The 14,067-nt window shown below is 36.9% G+C and carries 16 protein-coding genes and 1 other annotated feature; of the genes, 3 read left to right on the top strand and 13 right to left on the bottom strand.

The features are described from left to right. Positions 1-125: 125 nt before the first annotated feature. The 4 genes from B3D98_RS16345 to rpmG form a co-directional block, all read right to left on the bottom strand. Complete coding sequence (locus B3D98_RS16345) at positions 126-2,021, bottom strand: LTA synthase family protein (protein WP_048392681.1); 1,896 nt, start codon at positions 2,019-2,021, stop codon at positions 126-128. 280 nt (positions 2,022-2,301) lie between these two features. After that, complete coding sequence (locus B3D98_RS16340) at positions 2,302-2,511, bottom strand: YqgQ family protein (protein WP_004231021.1); 210 nt, start codon at positions 2,509-2,511, stop codon at positions 2,302-2,304. After that, positions 2,504-3,097: a 5-formyltetrahydrofolate cyclo-ligase gene (locus tag B3D98_RS16335; RefSeq protein ID WP_259950857.1), complete on the bottom strand. Its 594-nt coding sequence runs from the start codon at positions 3,095-3,097 to the stop codon at positions 2,504-2,506. Before B3D98_RS16335 ends, B3D98_RS16340 begins: the two co-directional genes overlap by 8 nt. Positions 3,098-3,209: 112 nt before the next feature. Continuing rightward, on the bottom strand, positions 3,210-3,359 hold the full coding sequence (rpmG, locus tag B3D98_RS16330) for a 50S ribosomal protein L33 (protein ID WP_008408521.1): 150 nt from the start codon (positions 3,357-3,359) through the stop codon (positions 3,210-3,212). Positions 3,360-3,509: 150 nt separating this feature from the next. Between rpmG and B3D98_RS16325 the strand changes: the two genes are divergently transcribed. Together B3D98_RS16325 and B3D98_RS16320 are read left to right on the top strand one after the other, a co-directional pair. Then, the gene (locus tag B3D98_RS16325; RefSeq protein ID WP_231595624.1) at positions 3,510-3,962 is read left to right on the top strand and encodes a hypothetical protein; all 453 of its coding nucleotides are present in this window, start codon (positions 3,510-3,512) and stop codon (positions 3,960-3,962) included. A 3-nt stretch (positions 3,963-3,965) separates the two neighbouring features. Continuing rightward, entirely contained in the window at positions 3,966-4,448 is a 483-nt protein-coding gene (locus tag B3D98_RS16320; protein WP_103118431.1) for a hypothetical protein, read from the top strand. A 46-nt stretch (positions 4,449-4,494) separates the two neighbouring features. Here the strand turns inward: B3D98_RS16320 and B3D98_RS16315 are convergent, their stop codons facing one another. From B3D98_RS16315 to B3D98_RS16275, 9 genes are all read right to left on the bottom strand, one after another. Further along, positions 4,495-5,067, bottom strand: a complete 573-nt coding sequence (locus B3D98_RS16315) for an anthranilate synthase component II (protein WP_054549137.1) — start codon at positions 5,065-5,067, stop codon at positions 4,495-4,497. After that, the gene (gene trpE, locus B3D98_RS16310; RefSeq protein ID WP_103118432.1) at positions 5,064-6,449 is read right to left on the bottom strand and encodes an anthranilate synthase component I; all 1,386 of its coding nucleotides are present in this window, start codon (positions 6,447-6,449) and stop codon (positions 5,064-5,066) included. Before trpE ends, B3D98_RS16315 begins: the two co-directional genes overlap by 4 nt. A 138-nt stretch (positions 6,450-6,587) precedes the next feature. Then, positions 6,588-6,798 (bottom strand) — a binding site (T-box leader). 39 nt (positions 6,799-6,837) lie between these two features. Beyond that, on the bottom strand, positions 6,838-7,908 hold the full coding sequence (locus tag B3D98_RS16305; RefSeq protein ID WP_048392250.1) for a mechanosensitive ion channel family protein: 1,071 nt from the start codon (positions 7,906-7,908) through the stop codon (positions 6,838-6,840). 77 nt (positions 7,909-7,985) lie between these two features. Continuing rightward, on the bottom strand, positions 7,986-8,858 hold the full coding sequence (locus B3D98_RS16300; RefSeq protein ID WP_048392249.1) for a hypothetical protein: 873 nt from the start codon (positions 8,856-8,858) through the stop codon (positions 7,986-7,988). Between the two features lie 177 nt (positions 8,859-9,035). After that, complete coding sequence (phoU, locus tag B3D98_RS16295; RefSeq protein WP_048392248.1) at positions 9,036-9,695, bottom strand: phosphate signaling complex protein PhoU; 660 nt, start codon at positions 9,693-9,695, stop codon at positions 9,036-9,038. Between the two features lie 13 nt (positions 9,696-9,708). Next, positions 9,709-10,542, bottom strand: coding sequence for a phosphate ABC transporter ATP-binding protein PstB (pstB, locus tag B3D98_RS16290; protein WP_048392247.1), 834 nt, complete (start codon positions 10,540-10,542; stop codon positions 9,709-9,711). A gap of 12 nt (positions 10,543-10,554) precedes the next feature. Further along, positions 10,555-11,433, bottom strand: a complete 879-nt coding sequence (gene pstA, locus B3D98_RS16285) for a phosphate ABC transporter permease PstA (RefSeq protein WP_048392246.1) — start codon at positions 11,431-11,433, stop codon at positions 10,555-10,557. 1 nt (position 11,434) lies between these two features. Beyond that, positions 11,435-12,382: a phosphate ABC transporter permease subunit PstC gene (pstC, locus tag B3D98_RS16280; RefSeq protein WP_288584287.1), complete on the bottom strand. Its 948-nt coding sequence runs from the start codon at positions 12,380-12,382 to the stop codon at positions 11,435-11,437. 64 nt (positions 12,383-12,446) lie between these two features. Next, the gene (locus tag B3D98_RS16275; protein WP_288584285.1) at positions 12,447-13,421 is read right to left on the bottom strand and encodes a PstS family phosphate ABC transporter substrate-binding protein; all 975 of its coding nucleotides are present in this window, start codon (positions 13,419-13,421) and stop codon (positions 12,447-12,449) included. Between the two features lie 243 nt (positions 13,422-13,664). Between B3D98_RS16275 and B3D98_RS16270 the strand changes: the two genes are divergently transcribed. After that, positions 13,665-13,856: a hypothetical protein gene (locus tag B3D98_RS16270; protein WP_009370174.1), complete on the top strand. Its 192-nt coding sequence runs from the start codon at positions 13,665-13,667 to the stop codon at positions 13,854-13,856. Positions 13,857-14,067: the final 211 nt, after the last annotated feature.

Raw genomic sequence — 14,067 nt, 5'->3', positions numbered from 1 at the left:
AAACATTGCGAAAGGTGTTTTCTTTAGCATAGGATTCACAAAAAAATTTTATGAATAGTGCTTGAGACTAATTCTTTTTTATCAGCAATAAAAAAGAGAGATCCCTATACGAGATCTCTCTTTGATTATTTAACTGAATCCTGCTTTAAATTACCTGTTTTTTCGTCATAGAAGCGAAGTAAGTCTCCATTAATGATGGCATCAGAATTTTCTAGCTCCATTGTAGCACGATCAGCATAAGACTGACATGGCTCACCATCTATTTCTTCGCCAGTTGCTTTGTCATAGCAAGCTTCACCAGCATAGACGTATTTATCTGTAATAAAACGTCCATCACGGAAGACTACAAAGTCCTCATGCTCTGGAGAAAATAAATCTGCACCCATTTGCATATCTTTTGACGTTTCAACGCCAAGAAGGTGTAAGATCGTTGGACGTAAATCCATTTGTCCTGAAATCTCAGTCATTTCTTTTCCATCGCCCGCTCCTGGGATATGGATGAATAAAGGTACTTCTTGAAGCATTGCATTATCCATTGGTGTAATTTGATCTTTTCCTAAATATTGTGCCATTGCTTTATTATGGTTCTCAGAAATACCATAGTGATCCCCATACATCACAATAATAGAATTATCATAGACACCTTGATCTTTTAACTGTTGGAAGAAATCTTTTAAAGCCTCATCCATGTAACGTACTGTTTGGAAGTAACGATTTAATGTACCTGAATTTGAATCATATTCAGGAATCATAATATCTTCTGGATCCAATGTAAATGGATAATGGTTCGTTAAAGTAATAAGTCTAGAGTAGAATGGCTGAGGCATATCTTTCATTAAAGCAGCTGATTGCTCTAAGAATGGAACATCTTTCATTCCCCAGTTTACAGCTTGCCCCTCTTCCACAGTATATGAATCTATATCGTAGAATTTATTAATTTTTAACGATTGATACATCATGTCACGATTCCAGAATGATTTATTATTAGGGTGCATGACATTTGTAAAGTATCCATTTTCTCCAAGGCGTTCAGCCATTGAATTATACGTATTTCCACCATGTGTGAAGAATACAGCACCTCGACCTAAACCAAACAGTGAGTTTTCAACAATAAACTCCGAGTCAGAAGTTTTTCCTAACCCTGTTTGGTGATAGAAGTTACTGAAATAATACGTATCTTTATCTTTTGTTAAAGAGTTTAAGAATGGCGTAATTTCATGACCATTCATGTCATTATTAATGACAAAGTTTTGTAATGACTCCATCGATACCACAATCAGGTTACGACCTTTATATTTCCCAAACATCTCTGGATTTACAGCAGCCTGATTAGAACGTATATAGTTGTTCACTTCTACTAGTTCACTACCATCGGCTAACGCACGTTGTGCAGATGATTTAGATTGAATATAAATGTCATACAAGTGGTAATTGTACGTACCAATGTTTTTTACTAATAATTCGCGGTCAAAACTACGTGTTAGTAATTGTGGACGCTCAGTTTCTGCTAATCCTAAATTTAAGAATGTCATTGCTATTGCAAGCACAAAGAATGCACGACGGAATTCAATATTCACTTTAAATGCATCTTTCATTTTTGGTAAAAATTTATTCGCTAAGATTAAGATAACGACATCAACGAAATATAATACATCCCAAGGCTCAACAATGGCTGCTACTGATGTTCCTAAGTCACTAAAGTTACTTGTTTGGAATAATACTGGTAGCGTAATAAAATCATTGTAGAATCGATAGAACGCTACATTTCCGTATAAAACAATGGACAAAATAACGCTGACCGTAATCAAATAACGATTTCTAGCTTTTGCTGATTTAAAGAATAGTGATAAACCATACGTAAATAGCAAGAAGCTTAATGGATTAATAAATAAAATAAACTGTTGCATTGCATTTTCAATTTTCATTTCAAAGCTTGTGTGGTAAACAATGACCGTTTTGATCCAAGTTGCTATAATTGCTAGTATCATAAATGAATGTTTAGGCCACTTTATTGATTTCATTCCTAACATCCTCCCTACTTCCTTACAAAAAAATAATAATTTTTTACATTTTGTTACGGAAACAAAATATATCTTAATCCTTTTTTAACAGATAATCAACACATATCTTAGGGAAAATTTTTTCTCCCTGCTCTTTCTATGCACCAGATATCTATATATACGTTTTGCATTGTAAAAAGTTTCGTAAAAACATAAAAACAGCGGAAACCCACTGTTTTTAAGAATATTACATACATGTTACATTAATTTTACAATACCCAATTACATTATATTTCAAACATTACTTTTTATGCTCTTCCATACGAAGTCTTGTTGTTTCTTGTCGAATAAGCAGTAGAGCCATTTGATAATCTTTTATATCTAGTACATTCGCTTTATAGAGCTCACGTATTTCATCCTCCATCAACATCAAATCGCCAATAGGATCACGTGTATAAATATAGGTACCATATGTTTTCAAGAGTTCATAAATATCTAGCATTTTATCCATTTTCATTCGCTCCTCGTTGTGCAACACAGTCAATACGTTTTGTGGGCGTCACAATGATATCTACTGGGCAATCATGTGCTTCAGTAGGAACACAATCAATGATTTGCTCATCAAAGAGCAGCGACATCAGCTTACCCTTATTATAGTTTAATACATAGCGGTCATAATAACCACCGCCATAGCCGATTCGATAACCGTATGGATCAAAAACAACGCCTGGTACAACAATGATATCCATCTCATTTGCGTCAACAAACTCACTTTTTGCTGGAATGGGCTCACGCAAATGCATATATACAGTTTCAAGCTGTGCAAATGATTCAATGGCATAAAATGACATTTCTCTTGTTTTTGGGTGACATTTAGGAACTGCGACCTTTTTACCTAGTTTCCATAATTCCTCAATTATAAGAATTGTGTCGACTTCTGGCTTATTTGAAATGGTAATGCCAATTGTATTTGCTTCTATTATATATGGTTCCTGTAGCACCTTGTTTAACACAGCTAATGATTGACGATGATAGTCTTCATCCGTCATAGTTGCAAGGGCTTGGCGTACCGTGTTTCGTAAAGTTGTTTTATCCATCTAGGCTACCTCCTATATCGTAAAACTTCATATCCTCCTGGAATTGTTACATTGAATGATGTGATAAAATGTAGAAAGCCAAAACCACTTGTGGTTTTGGCTTAATGAGCGATTACTTAGTTTCACGGTGAAGAGTGTATTTCTTCTCGCGAGAGCAATATTTTTTAAGTTCAAGACGCTCTGGATTGTTACGCTTGTTCTTTTTAGAAATGTAGTTACGTTCGCCGCAATCTGTGCAAGCTAAAGTAATATTTACGCGCATCATTAACCCTCCCACTCTATATCAAGAATTTAAATTTGAGCATGATTTATACGACTAACCTATTATAACATAAACTGAAAAAAAATCTACCTTCATTTCATATTAAGTTTGCATATGGTAAAATATCTTATAATTACATACTACATTGAGGTGAAACTATTGGATTTATCCATCGTATTAATGAGTATCGGCATTTTTCTGATCATCGTTTCGTTCTTTTTCAAAAATAGCTCGAAAAAAATCGAACAAGATGTCGAAGAATTATCTATCTCCATCTTCCAAGAAACGAATAATTTAAAACGTCGCCTTAAGATTGTGGAGGAAGAACTTTTACTAGAGCCTGAGTTCCAAGTGAAATCAAAATCAAGTATCCCTCCAAAAGGTCAAGATCCTAAAGTGCACCAAGTCATGCAGGCCGTTCAACAGGCTGCACAGAGTTCAAAAGTTGGACAAACAACAGCACCAGCAAAACCGATTCATCAAATTATTATTAGTCAGGTACTTGAATTAAATAAACAGGGTCTTTCTGTAGCAGATATTAGTATTCGCTCAAATTTAACAGAAGAGCAAGTTCGGCAAGTGATTGCAAACGGGGGGCGTTGATTGATGAATAAGTCTGCCATTCGTGCATTTGGTATAGCCATTTTTCTTGTTGGGGCATTGCTTGCACTCGCAAACCGCTTCGATGTAAATATTGGTCTTCCTACTAAGGAATTTTCCAATCAACAACAGGTAAAAGAACTACAAAACAAACTAAGTAAGGCCAATCAAGAAATTGCCTCGTTAAAGGATCAATTAAAGCAAGTACATACGACTGAAAAAACTTCTACAACAGATGCATCTAAACAAGCTGATGAAGAAGCAGATACAGATGTAACAACGATGTCTCTGCAAATCTATAGTGGTATCACACCGTATAGTGTGGCCCAAAAACTTGAAGACGGTGGCATTATTACCAATAGTGTTGAAATGGAGTTACTACTTGCTAACCCTAAATATGCTAGAAGCTTACAAATCGGCTCCTATGAAGTCAATTCTGCCATGACATTAGAAGAAATAGCTAATTTAATTACAGGTAAGAAACAATAATTTAAAAAGCTGTCGCCCATTCATATATGAGGCGACAGCTTTTTTATTACGCTATACTTTCTAGAAAGGCTTGCATCATCATACTGCCTTCTTTTGTGCCGATTGATTCTGGATGAAACTGCAGACCATAAAGAGGATATTCTTTATGTTGAATGGCCATAATCTCTCCGTCATCACCTGCTGTGGCGAGTATTTTAAAATCCTTGTGTAAAGTTTGTTCTTCAATAATAAGTGAATGATATCGCATAACCTCGATATCCCCATCTAATTGGGCAAATAAACCTGTTTGCTCGTATTGTAATGGGGACAGCTTTCCATGCATAATATTTTTTGCCTGTACTATATTTGCGCCAAAAGCCTGACCTATCGATTGGTGCCCAAGACATATACCTAAAATAGGGAATTTTTGATAGAGTTCCTTGATGACCTCTATCGTTATCCCTGCTTCATTTGGCGTTCCTGGCCCTGGTGATAAAATGATGGCTTCTGGCGACAGTTTTTGAATTTCTTCTATAGTAATGACATCATTTCGTACGACCTTGACGCTTTTTCCAAGCATACTGATTTGTTGAAATAAATTATAGGTAAAAGAATCGTAGTTATCTATGATTAGAATCATTTTTTTACCTCCAATAGGGCACGTGCCTTATTCAGTGTTTCTTCATATTCTGACAATGGAATCGAATCATAAACAATACCTGCTCCTGCCTGTACATGTGCCTTTTGATCCTTAATGAGCATCGTGCGAATCGCAAGGGCCAAGTCCATATCACCAGTTGTCGAAATATAGCCTACTGCTCCCGCATACACCCCACGCTTTACTGGTTCTAATTCATTAATCAATTGCATGGCCCGAATTTTTGGTGCCCCTGACACTGTACCAGCAGGTAAACAAGCACGAAGTACATCCAGTACATGGAGGTCATCTCGCAATTCGGCAATAACCTCAGATACCATATGCATCACATATTTATAGCGCTCAATTTTCATGTATTTGGTTAGCTTGACAGAACCCACTTTTGCAATACGTCCAAGATCATTGCGACCCAAATCCACTAACATACGGTGTTCAGCTATTTCCTTGCTATCCACTAATAGCGCATTTGCGATGGCTTCATCCTGTTCTATTGTCGTGCCACGCGGCTTTGTACCTGCTATTGGATTGGTTGTCACTTTTCGATTTTTTACTTTTACAAGACTTTCAGGAGATGTTCCTAAAATAATATAGTCACCATAATCCATATAAAACATATAGGGTGATGGGTTAGACGTGCGCAATTGACGATAGAGCGAGAACGGCGAACCTGTAAACGGCGCAGAAAAACGTTGCGATAACACAATTTGGAAAATATCACCTCTCAAAATATGCTGCTTAGCACGTTCCACCAAAGCAACAAATCGTTCCTTTGAAATCATAGGCTTAAACTGTAGCTCATCCACCTTTAATACCTCAAAGGTCGTACCTGCACAAAGCTGTTGCTCCATCCTTGTAATAGCAGCTTCCATCTCCTCTAATGAACGCCCATCCTGAAATAGATCAATCGAAGCTAGTGTAATTTCTTGTGTTAGATGATCAAAAACAATAAATGTATCATAGAAAAAAACATGAACATCAGGCATAGCTAAATCATCCTGTAAATAGTCACCTATTTTTTCTGTGTAAAATGCTGTTTCATAGCCAAAGAAACCTATAGCTCCTCCAAAGAATGCAAAAGGATAGCTTTCTTTATGAAAGGGTATTAGTTCTTTTAATCGATCAAGCACATTGCCTCTAGCCTTGTCATTTTCTGCTCCTTTTGAAAACACGAATTCTTCATTGTTTCCTTTTAGTTCAGCCACTGGATTGATGGCGATAAAGGAATATCGCCCACTTTCCTCATGTTTCGCTGAGGATTCGAACAACATTTTATGCTGCCCTTTCAGTGATTGATACACAGAGATCGGGGTCATCATATCCCCATGTAATACTTTCATAGCATACTTTCTAAGCTCAACTGTCATACTCTTCTCTCCTTCTCTAAGCTCTGCTCATCTACACCTCATCTATCTTTAGCAGCAGAAATCTGCTAAAGGCTCTCTCTTCATTCAGCTAAAACATTTGCCGTCTAAAGAAAAAAATATAAAAAGGCCTTTCCATCCCAAAAGGACGGAAAAGCCGTGGTGCCACCTTCATTGGTCTCCTGATAGGAAAACCCTCTCTAAGCCTTGTAACGTAGGCATCCGCTAATCCGTACTTTTTTCAGGATTAGAGCTCCGAAGTCCATTCACTAAACATTTGTACTAGTTTTCACCAACCACTAGCTCTCTATAACAAATTGTACTAGCTACTACTCTTCATCAAAGCTGATTTCTTGGTAATATTGTAAAGCAAACTATCTTACAATTCAATTTATTTTTTATTTCGCAGACTTTCTTCTTCAGGATGGCTAGCTAATGTAATCGATAGCTCCTCCATTATTTGACGAATGGCAAATAAAATATCCTGCCGCACTTCCAGCATAACAGCGGTATCATTTGTGGCAACAAAGAATCGAACAAGCACGCGATACGAATCATGATGAAATTCATCTATAAATACATGAATCATGTCTTTCTCTGTTTTAGCATGTAAATAAATTTCCTTATGAATGGCCGTTAAAGCGCTACGTATGTCTTCCTCATTATTAGCAGCAGCGATATATAAAAATTGCTCACATTTCCGTTTTTCTCGTTTAGATAAATTATAAAGTGGGCGATTCACTAAATAGGAGTTCGGCACATACACAAGTCCTTTGTCTCCTGTTTGAATTAACGTACTTCTTAAATTAATATCCTCAATCGTTCCTTCAATTTTTTGATCCTCTGTCGCAATCCAATCTCCTATTTGGAATGGATTATCTAAAGCTACGGACATGCCACCAAATACATGCGCTAGTGTATCGCGAATCCCAAAGGCAATCGCCACACCCGTTAAGCCGATTCCAGTTAAAAAGCCATTCAGATTAAAATCCCAAAAGGAAGCAATCGTAAACATAGCAAAAATCATGATAAGTACTTTACCGATTCGTAGAAAAAACGGTAGTAAAACATTTTGATCCTCTTCGCTTGTTAATTCAAATGGTTGTTTCGTATAAAAATTCAAAACATCATAAATCCCTTTAAAAGCAAAAAACACCATAATAGACAATACAAAATTCTTTGTTGATGGATGTGTAAATAAAGGGACTTTTATTAAATAAGATAAGCTTAGCACAATGACCGTCGTCATAAAGGCATAGCCAATTGCTTTACTAAATTGAGCCAGTACATTTGCTTGGAAATTGCGCTGACGATCTTTTAAAAATAGCACAACACGATGAATAATTTTTTTGATGATGAATCGTTGAATAAGCCACCCGACTAAACAAATAATGACAGCAATTAAGCCATCTAGCCAGGTTGGGACTGTAAATTTAGGTAATAACCAATGTAATGAATCCATGTATTTCTCCTTTATAACTACCTATGTATCGCCAGCAAAAAGGAGCCGACCTTCAGTAATGGTTAGCCCCGTTCTTGTTATTGTATGGCATCATCTGCAAAAAAAGCCTTACTAGCAAACCAAAATTGCTGTTTATTAAAGTTATGTTCATGCATGGCAATTACCGAAAATTCAGCATGATATTTTTGCTTCATTTCCTTTAGCATCATTTTTGCTTGCTTGCCAACGAGATGCTGCCCATCAATAGGTGCTCCTTCTGTAAAAATAATGACATCTGCTTCTGTACCTAATTGATTTTCCTGTAGCAATGCTTTCACAAATTGTAAAACAGGTAAAATGGCTGCCTCTCCCTTTGCCTTATATTCGATAAAACTTTTAAAATCAGCTAAATTTAAATGACCATTTTCAAAGCGGTAGTGGACATGAATTTGCCGATCATACGGTACAATGTATAAATCACGGCCTTCTCGATGTGCACTCATAAATAACGCTAAAATCATACTTTTACAAATCTCAGAATAAGCGGCCATTCCTGTCGTTTGTTCTAAACAAATAATCATCGGGCCAGGGTCTTGTTGATAATCATGAAAGGGTACATAGTAAATATTGCCGCTTTTCGTTGTCTGTTGCTTAAGCTTTTGACGTCTAAGCTCTGACCATTTTCGTTCATAATACTGGCGTTGCTCTTTGCCATTTGCTAAGCGTTCTGCCTTCTCAATAGCAGGAATATTCTCTTGGATTTCATGCATGATATCCGTCAATTCCAGAGCAAATGCTGCCATATTTCGTAATGGCTCACTCTTGAAAAAATAATCGATAAAATAATGTTGTTCCCCTTCACTTAACTCCTCTATATGTAGGTTTTCATAGAGAAAACGTAAATAGTCAAGTTGTTCTATTGTCAACTGCTTGTCAAATTGCTTGATGAGGGATTCAATTGCATCTTTCATGTAGCAGCACCTCCTAAGCACCACATTTTTTGGATAATGTCTATAGTATAACCAAAAAAAAAATTTGACAATACAAAAACGCTTGCTATAAAGACGTTACAGCCAAAGACAATGTTGCTGCCACAGGAGATTTTTTTCTACAAATGAAAAAAAGAGCTAAAACGCAGCTCTTCTTTCTTAATTATTTAATTCATAATGTTTGCCTTTTACTAAGTAAAATAGATGTTCAGCAATATTTGTAGCATGGTCAGCAGAACGCTCTAAATAGCGGCAAATAAATGTTAGGTGCGTAATCTGTGAAATATGGGAGGGATTTTCTACCCCAGCACGGAGTAAAAGGGTGATCGTTGCCCCGTATAAATCGTCCACGTAATCATCTAACTCTGCAATCTCTTTAGCGCGTACCGTATCTTCCTCAGTAAAGGCCTTCATGATGCTCTCTAGCATTTCTACTGTTTTATTGCACATGGTTTGGAGATTTGTTATTGGGAATATCATCGGCTCCTTACCAATTCGAATTGCTTCTTTAGCTATATTAACCGCATAGTCCCCTACTCTTTCCATATCTGAAGCTGCCTTTACGAGAACCATGAGACGGCGTAAATCTGTTGCTACTGGTTGTTGCTTGGCAATCATTAGGATCACATGGTCATTAATTTCTTCTTCAAGGCGATTAATGATTAAATCGTCCTCCAAAATTTTCAAAGACTTTTCTAAATCCTGCTCTACCAATGCTTCAAAAGCTGTTTTTAATGCAAGGATACTGCTATTAGCAATTGCAAGAAATTGCCCCTGTACCTCTTTTAACTCTTGTTCAAAACGTTCACGTACGATCATTCATTGCTCCTCCTTAGCCGAAACGTCCCGAAATATAGTCTTCTGTACGTTGATCTGCTGGTGTTTGGAAAATAACATCCGTTTTATCGTATTCGACAACCTCTCCACTTAGGAAGAATGCTGTACGATCAGAAATACGTGCCGCTTGCTGCATATTATGTGTCACGATGACAATGGAATAATCCTTTTTCAGTTCTTGAACCAGCTCTTCCACTTTCAACGTAGAAATCGGATCTAAGGCAGATGTTGGCTCATCCATTAAGATGACATCAGGCTCAATCGCTAAGCAACGTGCAATACAAATACGTTGTTGCTGACCACCTGATAATCCGTAAGCATTTTGATTCAAACGGTCTTTTACCTCGTCCCAAATGGCTGCCCCTCTTAATGATTTCTCCACAATTTCATCGAGAATTTTTTTATTTTTAATGCCATGAATTCTTGGTCCATAGGCAATGTTATCATAAATGGATTTTGGAAACGGGTTTGGCTTTTGGAATACCATACCTACACGTGTTCTTAATTCCTCTACCGTATAGTTTTTATCTAAAATATTTCGCTCACGATATAAAATTTCTCCTGATGTACGTACGATTGGTACAAGTTCAACCATGCGGTTTAATGTTTTTAGATACGTAGATTTCCCACAGCCAGATGGTCCAATAATAGCCGTTACTTCATTTTCATAGATGCTTAAATTAACATCTTTTAAACCATGATGATCACCATACCATAAGTTTAAATTGCGTGTATCATAGACAATATTTTTCGCCACATCTGCTATAGGCTTAGTCGTTGCCTGGTTCCGTTTGACAATTGTTTTTTCCTCTTTAAAATCTAATACCATAAGGTCACCTCATTAATAACGTTTTTGGAATTTATTTCGGATATAGATGGCAATCGAATTCATTAATAGCAGCACTGTCATAAGCACTAAAATACCTGCGGCTGCTACGTATTGAAAGGCTTCTTGTGGTCGTTTTGCCCAATCATAGATTTGCATTGGTAATGCTGTAAATTGACTCAGTAAACCATTCGGTAAAAACTGGAGGATAACTGGAATTCCAATTACAACTAGTGGAGCTGTTTCTCCAATGGCACGAGACAAGGCTAAAATACTTCCTGTTAAAATACCTGGAATGGCAGCTGGCAATACAACACGCAAAATCGTTTGCCATTTCGTTGCACCCATGCCATATGAAGCTTCACGTTGTTCGTTTGGCACTGCACGAATAGCCTCTTGAGCCGCTACAATGATAACAGGTAAAATTAACAAACTCATTGTAAAGCCAGCAGCTAAAATGCTTTTTCCTAGACCCATCATACGTACAAAAATAGTTAATCCAAGTAATCCAAAAACAATGGAAGGAACACCTGCTAGATTCGATATATTCATGCGAATAAAGTCATTGATTTTATTTTTCTTGGCATACTCCTCTAAATAAATCGCAGTACCAACTCCTAAAATAATCGATACTGGTGCTACAACTGCCATTAACCAAAGCGAACCGATTAAAGCAGCTTTGATACCTGCCTTATCCGCAAATCGTGATGCAAAATTCGTCAAGAAATCGATATTTAAGTAATCAATTCCCTGTGTCACAATGCGGTACAGTAAAATAGCTAAAGCAACAAGTGCAAACGTAGTAGCTAAGAAAAAGAGAGTTTTCCAAACTTTATTTGCTGTAATACGCTTTGTCATTCGTTTCATGACGACTGTGTCATCCATATAGCGCATGCTAGTAAACCTCCCTGAAGCGTTTCGAAATATAGTGAGCAAGTAAATTCATTACTAGAGTAAAGATAAATAGTGTAAATCCTACTGAATAAATTGAGTAATAAATGGTTGTACCATAACCCGCATCACCAGTTGAAACCTGTACAATGTATGCAGTCATTGTTTGAATAGAGTCTGTCACATTGAGGTCAAATTTCGGTGTTGAACCACCTGCAAGCGATACAATCATTGTTTCTCCAATTGCCCGGGAAATAGCTAACACAACAGAAGCGACAATCCCTGAAAGCGCAGCTGGTAATACTACTTTGATTGCTACTTCAAATTTCGTCGCACCTAGAGCTAAGGCTCCTTCACGCATACTATTTGGTACAGATGACATGGCATCTTCTGAAAGAGATGTAATCATTGGTAAAATCATAATCCCTACAACAATACCAGGACTTAATGCATTAAATAGTTTGAGTCCAGGTACAATTTCTTGTAAAACTGGTGTGACAAATGTTAAAGCGAAGAAGCCATAAACAATTGTTGGCACACCTGCTAATACCTCTAAAATAGGTTTCACTGTACGTCGTGTTTTCTCACTTGCATATTCACTTAAATAGATAGCTGAAGCAATTCCAAATGGTACAGCTACTACAACTGCAATAAGTGTCACTTTTAATGTACCAGCGATTAATGGCAGTATCCCAAATAACGGTTCGTTACCTGAAAACGGTAACCATTTAGTACCGAAAAGGAAATCCGTAATCGACACACGTTTAAAGAATTCAAACGTTTCAAAAATAAGGGTGAAAACAATGCCAAATGTTGTTAATATCGAAATAATAGCTGCAGAAAATAATAGAGCTGGCATGGCTTTTTCCACTATTTTCTTTGTTTTTTGGTTGCGCGAATTTGCAATTAATTGCTGCACAGATGATGTCTTATTTTCCTTTTGAGAAACCATTGGGAGCTCCTTTCAAATAAGTGAGGGAAAGAGCATACATCTCTTCCCCTCTATGCATGTCTTCTTATTTTAAGCCTTCTAAAATTTTTAAGCCTTCAGTATATTTTTCTTCAGGTAAACGAACATAGCCCACTGCTTCAGCCATATCGCCTGCGTTTTCAAGTGTAAATTTAATGAAGTCGTATGCTGCTTCATTGTCCTTCATTGCACTATTTTTTACGTATGTGAATAATGGACGTGAAAGTGGTGTATATTCGCCACCTTCAATTGTTTCATTTGTTGGCTCTACGCCATTTACTTTGACAATGTTTAATTTATCTTTATTTTCAAGGTAGTAAGCATAACCGAAGAAGCCAATCGCATTTTTATCACCAGCTACACCTTGCACTAGCATATTATCATCCTCTGATAATGTTGCTGAGCTTACTAGATCTGCTCCATCTAAAATCACTTCATCAAAGTAATCGTATGTGCCTGAATCAGTACCTGGTGAATAGTAAACGATTTTTTCATCTGGCCATGATGGATCAATATCAGACCATTTTTTCTCTGTCCCATCTTCAATCCAAATTTTTTGTAGTTGTTCTACCGTTAAGTCCTTCGCCCAATCATTTTCTGGGTTCACGACTACTGATAAACCGTCATATGCTAAAGCTAGCTCTGTAAAATCAATGCCCGCTTCTTCTAATTTCGCTTTCTCTTCATCTTTTATATTACGAGATGCATTTGAAAAGTCTGTTTCACCTGCGATGAATTTTTCAAAACCACCACCAGTACCAGAAACCCCCACTGATACTTTGACATCTGGTTGTGTACCTGCATACTCTTCAACAACTGCCTCAATGATTGGTGCTACTGTTGATGAGCCATCTCCAGCTACAGACCCTTGTAGCTTTTCATCAGCAGCTTCTTGTCCTGAGCTTGCTGGTGCGTTCGTTTCTGTATTGTTTCCGTTTTGTGCAGAATCGCTACCACATGCACCTAGCATTAATGCAGAACCCATTACCGCTGTCATCGTTAAGTACTTCCACTTTTTCATCTCATTTGCCTCCGTCATGAACTGTTTTATAGTTATTTGTCTTACAATCTTTACTATAATGACTGATTGTTGAAGTCGTATAAACGGTTCGTAAAAGAGATGTAAAGGAATGTAATGCTTTGTAAACGTTTGTAAAGATGAATTTACAATAGGGGAAACTTGCTTCCTATAGGAAAGGTGTTATAATAAGCAATTGTGTCAGGAAATATTTATTTTAATGATAAGGAGAGTTTGACCTTTGTCATGAAACATGCAAAAGTACAAAATGTCGATTATTTTAAAACATATTTATCATTAGTAATGGAACATCGGGACTACACACTTCAAGAGGCGATTGATTTTATGCTTGCTTCTTATTTCTATAACAATATAGAACTTTATGGGGTAAAACCAAGAGAGCAATTTGAATTAGCCATTCAGCAATTATCCGCATAAAGGCACTAAATATCTGAAAGGGGCGTTTTGCTATGCAAACGCCCCTTTCACTACTTAGTTAAGTTTAAATTTCACAACTGATTCAGTTCATCAGCAATTTTGACAAGTACCTCTGAATTGCGCATTTCGTATACATTCCATATTTACTTAAGAAGTAGCGTAACATCATTCAAAATTCATAAAAAAGTAAAAATCAGAACCACCAGTCTAA

The organism is Lysinibacillus sp. UBA5994, assembly GCF_002429725.1.
GTDB classification, from domain to species: Bacteria; Bacillota; Bacilli; order Bacillales_A; family Planococcaceae; genus Lysinibacillus; species Lysinibacillus capsici.
Note: the sequence above shows the minus strand (reverse complement) of the source record. Positions and strands in the feature narration are given on the sequence as shown.